Below are 13,218 nucleotides of genomic sequence, written 5' to 3' on the forward strand. Positions count from 1 at the left end.
AGTCTCCAGCATCACGTGATAGTGATTGCCCATCTGGCAATAGGCGTGAATGACGAAATTGAAGCGTTTGCGAACCAGGCGCAGCACCTCAAGCCAGCAATCGCGGTCGGATTCCGTCGGCAAAGATGGTTTGGCGCCGGTCGCCGCGCGATGTCACGTGGTACAGGGCACCGGGGAATTCGATTCGTAGAGGACGCGTCATCAACCAATCGTCACACTTGGGTAGCAACAAAGACACCGATCAGGTCAATAGTGCGTGCTCGTGAGTCGTCTTGTTCCAGCCCAGCCAGGAGTTCCGCAACCTAATGCAGGCGCTTTGCGAGGATGAGCCAGTATCCGAATGTCGGCACTGACCCCGTGCCCCTCACCAGGCCTGACCCCGCTTTCTGCGGCAGCTAAACGAAGAAACTCATTCACATCCGGGGCACAGGAGGGCGTGGCCATTTTTGTTATAAAACCAGATGATTTAGTCGAGAGTCCGTGTGGTCATGCGAAAACCCGCAGCCTCAACAATTTCAGTAGCTATCGCTAGAAAATCGCCCGCTTCCGGGTCAATCTCATGTTTGAACACAACATCAATCACAACCGGTCTGCCCTTGGCATTGGGGTAAGAATCGAGAATCTCACCGCTTTCAATAAACGCCAAATAACTATTAATTTTTTCTTGCAACAGTAACAAATGAGTCGCTTTATCTGCCCAGTCAAGATGGTCAGAAATTGTCATAACGACTTCATCAGTTTTCGGATCAACACTGATCAGATCAACTTTGTTTGTTTGTTCTACTGTCATGTCACCCTCTACGGTCGTACAACATCAACTATTTGCGCCGGAATGACCGTTCCACCCGGAAAGCCAGGCTTACCTGCACCAACAACGACACCGCCCGACTGCAGAATCTCCGGATGCGCAATTTTTTGATTAGCGGTCAGCGGTGCTGATAGCGTAGCCTTGCATTCGGTACACTTAACCGCCCCTGCCGCATCGCGCGCAACGATATCCATCCGAGTTTTAACGCCACTTGCAGTCTTAATAGTTACCTCCGTTGCAGTGTCAACATTTTTCGCAGCAACATTCGCAGCGACTTTGCTCTGAAAAGCGGCACCGACTTTTGCATTGTTTGCCAATGTCGACGCTGCTCGGGAGGCACCAATCGCCGCCGCTGCACCGCCAGGCAAGCCAGGCACAGCAGTCGCAAATGAGTCATAACCAATTCCGGCTACGTCAAATGCAGCGCCTACATAATTCCCGATGATGATATTGCGAGTGAGGCTGGCAACACCCCATGCGACATTCGCGGCATCCCAAGGGGTCTCAACAATTCGTCCATCCGGGTCGATGTATTTGTACGGATTGTTGATCGCATAATCGTATCGATTAAAGCTGCTCCCCGTATTTGCATCGGTGGTAACCGGATCAACGCTCAAGAACCTCCCCGCCACCGGATCATAGTACCGCTGCTGCATATACACCAGCCCGATATCCGCAGCATTCAAATGCCCGGAGAATCCAATAGTCGGCGAAGCCCCCGCGAACGTCAAACCGTACGGCTCATACCGCGTCCGGCTGACCAGCGCTCCGTTGCCGTCGGTGGTCGCAATGGGGCTTCCCAGCCCATCCGTATGGGCATAGACAGTTCCAGCAGGGCTCGATTCCGCGATGACGTGGTTACCCAAGTGAATGTACTTGACCCCCGCAGCCATCGGCGTCGATGTGGCTCGGAAGAACAGCAGCTTTCCTTGCTGGCTATACACAGTAATCCGGTTAACGCCATCTGTGCCCACCGTGCTGACACGCCGCCCGGCGCCATCATAGACATAGGTGCCCTTTCCGACCGCGCTCGACATCCGGTTACCCTGGTCAAACACGAACCGTTGCGAGCCGCGCCTGGACACGTTGCCGCGCGTGTCGTATTCCAGACCCAGGTTATAGATGGCATTGTTGCTGGCGATGTCGGTCAGTAGGTTGGTGACCGTGTCGTACGCATGCGTGGTCGCGCGCGCCGTCGCCCCGCTGACAAGGTTGGTGCTGGTCAGATTGTCGAGCGCATCGTACGCGTACGATGCCGCGCCCCACTGGGTCGCCGAATCAACCCGTATAAGGCGATCAAGGTTGTCATAGGTCATGCCACGGTTGCTGACACCCTCGTGGTAGTCGAGGATGAACGCCACATTCGCGTTGCCGTCGTAGACGTAGTTATCGCGCATCACGTCCCCGTCGATCGACCATTCTGGCAGCCCGCGCACGTTCTGCGTCATGGTGTGGTGGATGCCATTGCCATACCTGAACCCGGAAACCGCGCCGTTTGGGTGATAGCTAACGTTGCTGGCGAAACTCCCCACCTGGGTCGCTTCGCCTAAGGCATTCGGGGCGTACGCAATCTTTGAATCATCCGGATACGTCAGCGAACTGCGCGCCGCGTTGGCGTCGTAGCCGTGATCGATGTTGTACATCGTACCGCCATACTCCAGGCTCTCGCGCGTCAGCAGGCGGCGCTTGTTGTACGAGTTGGTCCACACGGTACCGTTGGATGCGGTGGTCTCCGGGAGGCTGTCGTAGGTATAGGTTCGCCTGATTGGGGGGCTGCCATCGCCAAAGGTCGTATCCGTGAGGCGATTCAGCGCGTCATACATGAAACTGGTTTTGCTCGCCGCAGGAACGGAAGCCCGATCGCATGAGGTCGTCGACGTCAACGCCAGGCCAGCGGCGCGCCACGCCAAGTTATTGCTGGCGTCATATTCTTCGATGACAACGCCGCTTTCCGGCTCGATTGTCTTGCACAAGCGCTCGTTGGCATCGTAGACATAGCGCCGGGTTGCCCGTCTTGCCGCCGCCACTGCGCGTGACCGAGAGCGGCTTGCCGAAATTATCGCGGGCGATCGTGGTGGTGACGCCTTCCGGCTCGCTAATGCTGACAACCGCAGCTTCCGCCGGGTCGTCGAATGCCTGATAGCGGATCAGCGACGCGTTCTGCCGATTGTTCGAGTAGTGCCGCTCGAAACCACCGAGGCTGTAGTTGAAGCCGGAATAGAGCGTACCAATTTCACTGATTGTGCCGGTCACCGTTGGTCGGCCCACGGCATCAAAGCCAGAATGAATGCCGTCGCCTAGCTCACTATAAGCGCGCTTTGGGTACGACTGATAAGTTTGCTGCCCCACGGAGTTAAATCCGGCCCTGCTCATTCTGAACGTCGCGGCGGGGTTGGCGGCATCCCATTGTTGGGAATACACAGGACGCAGCAGCGCATCGAAGTATTGGGCCGTCACTCCGTTGCCGGTGCGGATCGCGCGCACCCAGTGCCCAGCGGGCAGGTCGTAGGCGCTGACGGCGGACTTGGCAAACGAGATCGACGTGTCTGCCCATGCGGTGGTGTCGCCGGCCGGATACTGAACCAGCGCCAACCTTCCCATCGCATCATAGCCATAACTGGTGATGTGCTGGGCTGCGTCACGGGTCCAGTCTGGATTGCCCAGGTTATCGATTTGGCGCGTCTCGGTGATCGTGGTGCCGGCATACGCAATGTGTTGGGCGATTCCGCGCTTGTAATTCGCGAACTGCCTGGTTTGCCTGCCCTTTGTGTGCGACGCCAGCGTTCCATCCATGTTGTACGTCATCGCGCTGTCCGCAACGCCAAAGCGCGTGACCAGCACAGGCTTCAAGGTAACCGGGTCATAGTCGAATTTGACAATGGTCTTGCCGGCGCTATCGACTTGCCCGACTTGTCCGATTACCCACCTGCTGTCGTAATCAGCATAGGTCGTCGCTTCGGTCCGCGCCATCCCGAGCGATGAGTACTTCGTCACCTGCAGCGGACGCGCAAGGCTATCGAATGTGTCTGCGCGCCAGACGAAGTCAACGCCCTGCTGGGTAATGGTACGAGACAGCAGCGGCATCAGGCGAAGGTCGCTGCCGCTATCCCCCAGCAGCGCTTACGAATGGCCGAACTGTGGCGGGTAGGGATTCGCACTGCTGGAGGGCTGGTAAGCATAGGCGGTGATACGATCGGCACCGCTGCCATCCCAGCCTACAAAGGTCTGAAGCAAGCGCCCCTCGTCGATGAAGTAACGATTGCCGAATACATGCCGGGTGACGCTTCCTTCGGGATCCGTGACGTTGACGCCGGCGGTACCCGGACACCCATCGCACGAAGTAAAACCGCCATTGGCCGGATCGTACTGGTATGACCATGCCATTGTCCCAAGGCCAGGGCCGGTGATGATCTTGCTCGTCAGCGAATTGGTGGTGTAGAAAATGGGCGTGGTGATGATCCTGTCGACGCAGGAATACACGACGTTGCTACGGCCATGCTCGACCGGCTCCAGTGTAAAGGTGCCAAATGCCCCTGACGGATGTTCGAGAGTGGCCTGCAACACCGTCGGGAACGCTGCGATCTTTTCACTGCAGTACCAGGGCTCTCTTGGATACTGGGGATCGTTCAGCAGATTCTGCGCCTGGCCCAGTTGCCAGCTGCTGCCATCAGGCAGCATTACAGCGCGCAGCTGCTTGTTTCCGATTGCGACGTCATAAGCATAGGTCCAGCGCCGGGTGCCGTCGAATACCGATTCGACCAGCGCGGTAGGAGCTCCCGCTGCATCGGGCACATAGGTCAGATCGATCGATCGCCCGTCGCTCGATTCAATTCGCATCAGGTTCCTGGGCCGCGCCGGGTCATAGGTGTACGCCACCCAGTTGCCGAATCGATCCACTATCTTCGACGGCAATATCCACACTTCCGTGCGCGGCAGGGTTGGCTGGATGACGGCGCTGCGCACGACCGTCTGTGTGAAGTGCGTGCCATCGCCCCTGCCTGGATCGGACGCAAGGCTTGCGGAGGGTATCGGTGCGGGAGACGGCTTGGTGATGGTGGTTGCCGAATAGCTGACGAGCCAGTCAAATTTATATGCGGTCCCATCGGGCGACACCGCCAGGAACCCTTGACCCAGCGTCGCGCCGTTCGACATGGCTGGGGATGGACCAGCGTTCGGACGTCACCACTGGAAACTCCGCCACGGTAATGCCGTCGATCGTGATCGGGTCGGGCGTCCGGGTGTAGTCGGGTGCACGGCGCAGCATTTCCTGGTCACCGTGCCCCGGGATATACATGAAATTGCCGCGCCAGAACTCTCCCGCAGCCCAGGTTGACGATCCCTGCAAGCCCGAGGCATCGGCAGGGGCGCCAAAGGCGGTGCATCGCGCATTCGTTCCGTCCGTGCCGACCCAGCCCGGCAACGTTGAGATACTTCCGCGCGCGAAAATACCGTGCAAATGGGGAATGTCCAGGCTCCACTTGCCGAATGGCTGGTCGTCAAAGGTGTATTGGCCGGCGGTAAGCCGTCGTCCCAGCGTCACAGGCAGGTCTTTATTGCCCGGCAGGGATACGTCGGTCTGAACGAATTCCAGCCCGCCCGTGTAGAGGTTCACACGGTCGCCAAACAGGTCCGCTCCCACGGACGCGACAGCGTTGACGCCTCTGATTAATTTGAACTGCTCCTTGAAGTCGGTGGTTTCCTGCGCCCCCGCCTGGCCTGTCGCCGCAACGAGTGCACTGATGGTAATGATTCTTGAGAGTAAACGCATCGCCGCTCACTTTCCAAATAGCGGTTCTCCCGGACGGGGAACTGAACAGCGAGCGTACACGTCAGCCACGGGCACATCATGACAAAAAGCAAACAGAAACCAGCACCGTCCGAAGTGTCCATCCGGCGCCGTCCGGACACGCGCGGACAGCGGACGCAAGGATAGAATCTTTATATGATTCAAACACTTAACTGGTGGCACGGTTCATGCGTTGATATTTACATCATTACACGAACTGAAACAGCCCATGATTCGCGATACCTCACATCAGGACACCGTCGTCGCCCCGCCAAAGGGTCAGAAAAACAAGCGCCGCGCGATCATCGCGGGCAGCGTGGCAGTTGGCGCAGCGGCCGTTGTCTACCTGCTGTCCGCATGGGGCAGCAGCGAGCACTCCGTCAACGCCAACCGCATCCGCATCGCTGAAGTCGGCCGCGGCACCCTGGTGCGCGACGCCTCGGTCAACGGCCGCGTGGTCGCCGCCGTCAGCCCTACCCTGTACTCCACCGCGCCATCGACCGTCACGCTCAAAGTGGCTGCCGGCGACACCGTCAAGCGCGGCCAGGTGCTCGCGGTGCTTGAATCGCCCGACCTGTCCGATGCGCTGAAGGTCGAGCAATCCAGCTACTCGCAGCTGGAAGCCGAAGTCGCCCGCCAGCGCATCCTCGCCCGCAAGCAGAAGCTGCTGGCCCAGCGCGAGGCCGACACCGCCGAAATCGACCGCCTGTCCGCCCAGCGGACACTGGAGCGTTACGAAGGCGTCGCCAACGAGGGCATCATCGCCAAGATCGACTACCAGAAAGCCAAGGACGCCCTGAAGTCGGCGCAGATCCGCGCCAAGCATGCGGCCGACGCCGCCGGGCTGGAAAGCGACGATGTCGGCCTCGCGCTCAAGACCAAGGTCAATGAACTCGATCGCCAGCGCCTGTCGATGGCCAACGCCCAGCGCCGCGTCGATGAACTGACGGTGCGCGCGCCGGTCGATGGCTTCATCGGCACGCTGTCGGTGCAGAACCGCAGCGTGGTGCCGGCCAACGCCGCGCTCATGACGCTGGTCGACCTGTCGCGCCTTGAAGTCGAACTCGAAGTACCGGAGACCTATGTGTCCGATATGGGCCTGGGCATGACCGCCGAAATCGCCCTGCCAACCGGCACCGCCACCGGCAAGCTGTCCGCGCTGTCGCCGGAAGTGGTGCGCAACCAGGTGCTGGCGCGCGTGCGCTTCGACGGCGAGCAGCCGAAAGGCCTGCGCCAAAGCCAGCGCCTCACGGCGCGCCTCCTGATCGAAGAAAAGCCGAACGTGCTGATGGTGCCGCGCGGCCCGTTCGTCGAAAGCGAGGGCGGACGCTTCGCCTACGTGGTGGAAGACGGCGTCGCCGTGCGCCGCCCGATCACCGTGGGTGCGACCAGCATCTCCGCGGTCGAAATTCTGTCCGGCCTCAAGCCGGGCGACAAGGTGGTCATCGCGGGTACCGACACATTCAAGAACGCCGCCCGCGTCTCAATCAATCAATAACAATCAACCGAACCTGAAAGGACATCCCATGCTGCGCATGACAAACCTGAGCAAGGTGTACCGCACCCACATGATCGAAACCCACGCGCTGCGCGGCTTCGAGATCGACGTCAAGCAGGGCGAGTTCGTCACCGTCACCGGCCCTTCGGGTTCGGGCAAGACCAGCTTCCTGAACATCGCCGGCCTGCTGGAAGACTTCACCGACGGCGAGTACGTTCTCGACGGCGTCAACGTCAAGGGCATGGACGACAACGCCCGTTCGCGCCTGCGCAACGAGAAGCTGGGCTTCATCTTCCAGGGCTTCAACCTGATTCCCGACCTGAACCTGTTCGATAACGTCGACGTCCCGTTGCGCTACCGCGGGTTCAACGCGGCCGAACGCAAGGAGCGCATCGAAGACGCGCTGGCCAAGGTCGGCCTGGCCTCGCGCATGAAACACTACCCTGCCGAACTGTCGGGCGGACAGCAGCAGCGCGTGGCGATCGCGCGCGCGCTGGCTGGCTCGCCGAAGCTGCTGCTGGCCGATGAACCGACCGGCAACCTCGATACCCAGATGGCGCGCGGCGTGATGGAACTGCTTGAAGAGATCAATTCGCAGGGCACCACCATCCTGATGGTGACCCACGATCCCGAGCTGGCGGTGCGCTCGCAGCGCAACGTGCACATCATCGACGGCCAGGTGTCCGACCTGGTGCGCAAGGCGCCGTCGCTGGTCGCCACCGCCGGCCACGGCGCATAAGGAGACCCCATGTTCCTCTATTATTTCCGGCTCGGCGTCCACAGCCTGCGCCGCAATCCCGCGTTGACCGCGCTGATGGTACTGACTCTGGCAATCGGCGTGGCAGCAACCATGTCCACGCTGACGATCCTGCACGTGATGTCGGGCGACCCGATTCCGCACAAGAGCAACCGCCTGTTTGTTCCGGTAATCGACAATGGCCCGCTTGAGGGCTACAACCCGGCGGAAGACAACCGGGGCCACGACATGATGAGTTATCGCGACGCAGCCAACCTCCTCAAAGACGGCTTCGGCGAGCGCCGTTTCGCGATGTACGCAATCAGCGCCCCGATCCAGCCTGAACGCAAGGACCTGGCCGTGATGTCGGCCGACGGCCTGGCGCCAACGCGCGACTTCTTCGCGATGGTCGAGACACCTTTCCTGTATGGCCAGCCGTGGAGCGAAGCCGACGACAAGGCCGGCGCCGACGTCGTCGTGCTGAGCAAGGCGCTGTCCGAAAAACTGTTCGGCGCAATCGATCCGGTGGGCAAGCGCGTGCGCATGATGGGGTTCGACTTCCAGGTGGTCGGCGTCACCAAGCCGTGGGTGCCGGTGCCTAAGTACTACCGCCTGGTCGGTGGGGATGGCGCCTTCGGCAAAGAAGAAGAATTCATGATCCCGTTCGCGTCGGCGATCCGCCACGAGACTGGCCACAACGGCAGCATGAGCTGCAGTTCGCGCCGCGAGCCGGGCTGGCAAGGCTTGCTGGACTCCGAGTGCACCTGGCTGCAGTTCATGTTCGAGACCGCATCAAGCGGCGAGCGCGCCGACCTGCAAGCCTACCTCGACAACTACGCCAACGAACAGCGCAAGCTGGGACGGCTCAAGCGCAATGCCAAGAACGAGCTGTTCGACGTGATGGGATGGCTGGAACGCCGCAAGGTGGTCGGCAACGACAGCCGCCTGTCCGCGTGGCTGGCATTCGGCTTCCTGGTCCTGTGCCTGGTCAATACCATCGGCCTGCTGCTGGCGAAATTCTCGGTGCGCGCTTCCGAAGTCGGCATCCGCCGTGCGCTGGGCGCGTCGCGCAGGGAGATCTTCCAGCAGTTCCTGATGGAGACCGCCGTTGTCGGCCTTGCTGGCGGCATCCTTGGCCTGTTGCTGTCGTTCGGCGCGCTGGCACTGATCGGCATGCAGTCGGAGCAGCTGTCGGTGGTGGCAAAGATGGACTGGCAGATGCTGGGACTGACGTTTGTCATGTCGCTGATGGCCGCGATCATCGCCGGCTTGCTGCCGACCTGGCGCGCCTGCCAGGTCACGCCCGCCATCCAACTTAAATCGCAGTGAGGTAAGAATATGGAAATCCGTCCAATCCTGTCAGCTCTGCTACGCAGCAAAACCGGCGCCATCCTGGTGGCCTTGCAGGTAGCAATCAGCCTGGCCATTTTATCCAATGCGCTGCACATCGTCGAAGTACGCCAGGGTGTGGCAGCACGCCCTAGCGGCATCCAGGAAGAAAGCGACGTGTTCTACCTGCGCGTGCGCCATCTCGACGAGTCGGACCACAACGCCCAGCTCGCGCTGCAGAAGGCCGAAGCGGCTACCCTGCGCGCCGTCGGCGGCGTCACCTCGGTGGCGTTCACCAACCAGATGCCGATGTCGCGTTCGGGCAGCACCAACAGCGTCGCGATCGACCGCAAGCAGGTTACTGAAAGCGCCAGTGCGTCGTTCTACTTCAGCCCTGAGTCGCTGGTCAAGACCTGGGGCCTGAAGATTGTCGAAGGCCGCGATTTCACACCGGATGAAGTCATCGAGATCGACGCCAGCGCCGACCGCGACAGCTTCCCGAAGTCGGTGATCGTCACGCGCGCGCTGGCGAAAAAGGTCTGGCCGAACGACGCCAGCCCACTCGGCAAGACCCTGTTCTTCGGTACCGGCGAAAGCGCCAATGCGGCGCGCGTCGTCGGTGTGGTCGAGCGCCTGCAGACGCAATCGGCGCAGGTCTACGAAGAGGGCGAGTTTTCCACCATCGTTCCAATGCGCCTGACCAATGGCTTCGGCACCATCTTCACCGTGCGCGCCGAACCGGGGCAACGGGACCGCGTCATGAAGGAAGCGGAGGAGGCCCTGCGCAAGGCTGCTCCACGTCCGGTGCTGCTCGATTCCGAGACCGTTGAAAGCGATCGCAAGAACCGCTACCGCGCCGACGAAGCGCTGTCATGGATGTTGATCACCGTTAGCGTGCTGCTCTTGATGATCACCGCCAGCGGCATTGTCGGCATGGCCAGCCTGTGGGTGACACAGCGCCGCAAGCAGATCGGGGTACGCCGCGCGCTTGGTGCGCGCCGTGTCGACATCCTGCGCTACTTCCTGACCGAGAACTTCCTGATCACCAGTTGCGGCGTGTTCGCCGGCGTGATGCTGGCGCTCGGGCTGAACCATCTCCTGGTCAGCAAGCTTGAAATGACCCGGCTGCCAGTGCATTACCTGATCGCGGGAGCAGGCCTGTTCTGGGCGCTCGGCGTGGCGGCGGTGTACGGTCCCGCGTGGCGCGCTGCGACGATCTCGCCAGCGATGGCAACCCGCAGTGCCTGACCTAAGTACCCGTCATTCCCGCGAACGCGGGAATCCATAGTGCCCCACCCTATTACCGGTGCTACAGGTTCCCGCGTTCGCGGGAACGACGGTTTATTGGAAGGCTTAAGTACCTGATAGCGATTTTCCGGTGGTATCCTAGCGCCCATGCCAACTGTACTCATCATCGACGACAACGCCGCCGTCGCCATCGCGCTCGAAGTCCTGTTTTCACTGCATGACATCGACGCGCTGCGCGCGGCGTCCCCAAGCGAAGGCCTGGCCCTGCTGGAGAGCGCCAATGTGGACCTGGTGATCCAGGACATGAACTTCACGGCCGACACCACATCGGGCGTAGAGGGCACCGCCCTGTTCCGCGAAATCCGCAGGCGCCATCCCGACCTTCCGGTCATCCTGCTCACCGCATGGACCCACCTCGATGCGGCGGTCGACCTGGTCAAGTCCGGCGCCGCCGACTATCTCTCCAAGCCGTGGGACGACAAGCGCCTGCTGGCGACCGTCACCAACCTGATTGAACTTGGCCAGGCCAACCGCGCCTTGCAGCAGCGCGTGCAGCGCGAGCGGCGCGAGAAGCGCGACCTCGAACACAAGTTCGACTTGCGCGGCATGGTATGGGCAGACCCGGCCACCGAACGGGTGCTGAACCTGGCCTGCCAGGTCGCGCGCGCCGATGTGCCTGTCTTGATCACCGGGCCAAACGGCACCGGCAAGGAACGCATCGCAGAGATCATCCAGGCCAACTCGCAGGTGGCAAACGGGCCGTTCGTTGTGCTCAATTGCGGCGCCCTGCCGGCCGACCTGATCGAGGCCGAACTGTTTGGCGCTGAAGCCGGCGCCTACACCGGCGCCTCGCGCGCGCGCGAAGGCAAGTTTGAAGCGGCCGATGGCGGCACCCTGTTCCTCGACGAGATCGGCAACCTGCCGCTGGCCGGCCAGATGAAGCTGCTGCGCGTACTCGAAACCGGCCGCTTCGAGCGTCTTGGCTCGAACCGCGAGCGCCAGGTCAAGGTGCGCGTCATCAGCGCCACCAACGCCGACCTGCAATCGATGATCCGCGCCGGCACCTTCCGCGAAGACCTGTTCTATCGCCTCAACGTGATCGAGCTGCGGTTGCCGCCGCTGGCATCGCGCCCTGCCGATATTTTGCCGCTGGCGGCGGGGTTCCTGGCGCCCGGAAAATCGCTGCACCCGGCGGCGCAGGCCGCGCTGATGGCGCACGCGTGGCCGGGCAACGTGCGCGAGCTTAAAAACGTGATGCAGCGCGCCTCGCTGCTGGCGCAAGGCAGCACCATCAAGGCCGACGATCTGGGCCTGCCGCTGGCCGCCCTGCCCGCCGTCGAGAACGAACCTGACCGCGACACCATCGCCCAGGCGCTGGCGCGCGCCAACGGCGTGGTGGCGCAGGCCGCCGCCGAACTTGGCCTGTCGCGCCAGGCGCTGTACCGGCGCATGGAACGGCTGGGCATCGCCCGTCCGTGATGAGCGCGCGCCGCGGCTTCCGCCTGTCGCTGGTCACGCGCCTGTCGGCGCTGGTCGGCACGCTGCTGGCGCTCGGCGTGATCATCGCGCTGGTACTGGCGCACTTTATTCCCGGCCAGCCCGGGCTGGTGTTCGCCATCTGCCTGGCCTGCGTGGTGCCGATTTCGATCATCACGCTGCGCTCGCAGATCCAGCCGATCCTGTCGTTGTTCCGCGCGCTGGAAGGCACGGTCACCAGCTACAAGGACGGCGACTTCTCATTTAGCCTGCACTGGCCCCACAACGATGAACTGGCCGACCTGATCGACGCCCACAACGCACTCGGCAACGTGCTGCGCGACCAGCGCCTCGGCCTGGTCCAGCGCGAACTGCTGCTCGACACGATGGTGCAGAACACGCCCGTCGCGATGCTGCTGGTGGCCGACGCCGGCGCCATCGTCTATGCCAACGTGGCGGCGCGCCAGCTGCTCAACGACGGCCGCAGGCTGGAAGGCCACCAACTGGCCGAGCTCCTGGCCCGCTCCACGCCTGCGCTGGTCGAAGCGCTCGGTCGCGGCGGCGATGGGCTGTTCACCTCTGGCGAGAGCGAAGACGAGGAGGTCTACCACCTCGCGCGCACCACCTTCATGCTGAACGGGCGCAGGCACGAGCTGCTGCTGCTGCGCCAGCTGACGCTGGAACTGCGGCGCCAGGAAGTGCAGACCTGGAAAAAGGTGATCCGCGTGATCAGCCACGAATTGAACAATTCGCTGGCGCCGCTGACATCGCTTGCCCATTCGGGCGCGGAGCTGGTCCGGCGCGGCCAGACCGACCGGCTGCCACAGATCCTCGCCACCATCGAGGAGCGCACCCGCCACCTGGAGAGTTTCATTCTCGGATACGCGCGCTTCGCCAAGCTGCCGTCGCCGCGGGTCGAACCGTGCGACTGGGATGGCTTTGTCGAGCGCCTGTCGTCGCAGGTGCCGTTTAAAGTCACTGGCGATCTGCCGCAGGAATCCGCCTGGTTCGACACTGCCCAGATGGAGCAAGCCTTGCTTAACCTGCTGAAGAATGCCCACGAATCCGGCTCGCTGGCTGGCGACGTTGAACTGAACGTGCGCACTGCCCAGGGTGTGGTGCGGATCGAAGTGGCCGACCGCGGCACCGGCATGAACGACGCCGTACTGACTAACGCGCTGGTGCCGTTCTACTCCACCAAGCGCAGCGGCACCGGCCTGGGGCTTGCGCTGGCGCGTGAAATCGCCGAAGCGCATGGCGGCCGCATCACGCTGGGCAACCGCGATGGCGGCGGCCTGGCTGTCATGCTGATCCTCCCCGCCCTGCCCGCCGCGTAA

General features: G+C 61.9%; 11 protein-coding genes. 6 read left to right on the forward strand and 5 right to left on the reverse strand.

The annotated features are described in order from the left end of the window. Positions 1–466: 466 nt before the first annotated feature. Genes I4X03_RS01480 through I4X03_RS01500 form a run of 5 tightly spaced genes read right to left on the reverse strand, consistent with a single transcriptional unit; the run spans position 467 to position 5,576 of the window. On the reverse strand, positions 467–790 hold the full coding sequence (locus I4X03_RS01480; RefSeq protein ID WP_223464600.1) for a DUF6572 domain-containing protein: 324 nt from the start codon (positions 788–790) through the stop codon (positions 467–469). Positions 791–798: 8 nt separating this feature from the next. Next, a complete protein-coding gene (locus tag I4X03_RS01485) occupies positions 799–2,781 on the reverse strand; it encodes an RHS repeat domain-containing protein (protein WP_223464603.1) in 1,983 nt (660 codons plus the stop codon). After that, positions 2,732–3,892, reverse strand: coding sequence for a hypothetical protein (locus tag I4X03_RS01490; RefSeq protein ID WP_223464605.1), 1,161 nt, complete (start codon positions 3,890–3,892; stop codon positions 2,732–2,734). Before I4X03_RS01490 ends, I4X03_RS01485 begins: the two co-directional genes overlap by 50 nt. Positions 3,893–3,928: 36 nt before the next feature. Continuing rightward, complete coding sequence (locus I4X03_RS01495; protein ID WP_223464607.1) at positions 3,929–4,960, reverse strand: hypothetical protein; 1,032 nt, start codon at positions 4,958–4,960, stop codon at positions 3,929–3,931. Further along, positions 4,896–5,576 carry a hypothetical protein gene (locus I4X03_RS01500; RefSeq protein WP_223464609.1) on the reverse strand — a complete coding sequence of 227 codons (681 nt, stop codon included), beginning with the start codon at positions 5,574–5,576 and terminating at the stop codon, positions 4,896–4,898. The genes I4X03_RS01495 and I4X03_RS01500 overlap by 65 nt, the downstream gene beginning before the upstream one ends. A gap of 247 nt (positions 5,577–5,823) precedes the next feature. Here I4X03_RS01500 and I4X03_RS01505 point away from each other — a divergent pair, with 247 nt between their 5' ends. From I4X03_RS01505 to I4X03_RS01530, 6 genes are all read left to right on the forward strand, one after another. Beyond that, positions 5,824–7,092, forward strand: a complete 1,269-nt coding sequence (locus I4X03_RS01505) for an efflux RND transporter periplasmic adaptor subunit (protein ID WP_223464611.1) — start codon at positions 5,824–5,826, stop codon at positions 7,090–7,092. Positions 7,093–7,120: 28 nt separating this feature from the next. Next, positions 7,121–7,831 carry an ABC transporter ATP-binding protein gene (locus I4X03_RS01510; RefSeq protein WP_223464613.1) on the forward strand — a complete coding sequence of 237 codons (711 nt, stop codon included), beginning with the start codon at positions 7,121–7,123 and terminating at the stop codon, positions 7,829–7,831. 9 nt (positions 7,832–7,840) lie between these two features. Next, positions 7,841–9,157: an ABC transporter permease gene (locus tag I4X03_RS01515; protein ID WP_223464622.1), complete on the forward strand. Its 1,317-nt coding sequence runs from the start codon at positions 7,841–7,843 to the stop codon at positions 9,155–9,157. A gap of 9 nt (positions 9,158–9,166) precedes the next feature. After that, on the forward strand, positions 9,167–10,405 hold the full coding sequence (locus tag I4X03_RS01520) for an ABC transporter permease (protein WP_223464624.1): 1,239 nt from the start codon (positions 9,167–9,169) through the stop codon (positions 10,403–10,405). 147 nt (positions 10,406–10,552) lie between these two features. Beyond that, positions 10,553–11,884 carry a sigma-54-dependent transcriptional regulator gene (locus I4X03_RS01525; RefSeq protein ID WP_223464626.1) on the forward strand — a complete coding sequence of 444 codons (1,332 nt, stop codon included), beginning with the start codon at positions 10,553–10,555 and terminating at the stop codon, positions 11,882–11,884. Further along, positions 11,884–13,218 carry a sensor histidine kinase gene (locus I4X03_RS01530; protein ID WP_223464628.1) on the forward strand — a complete coding sequence of 445 codons (1,335 nt, stop codon included), beginning with the start codon at positions 11,884–11,886 and terminating at the stop codon, positions 13,216–13,218. The genes I4X03_RS01525 and I4X03_RS01530 overlap by 1 nt, the downstream gene beginning before the upstream one ends.

The organism is Massilia soli (genome assembly GCF_016809835.1).
GTDB classification, from domain to species: Bacteria; Pseudomonadota; Gammaproteobacteria; order Burkholderiales; family Burkholderiaceae_D; genus Telluria_A; species Telluria_A soli.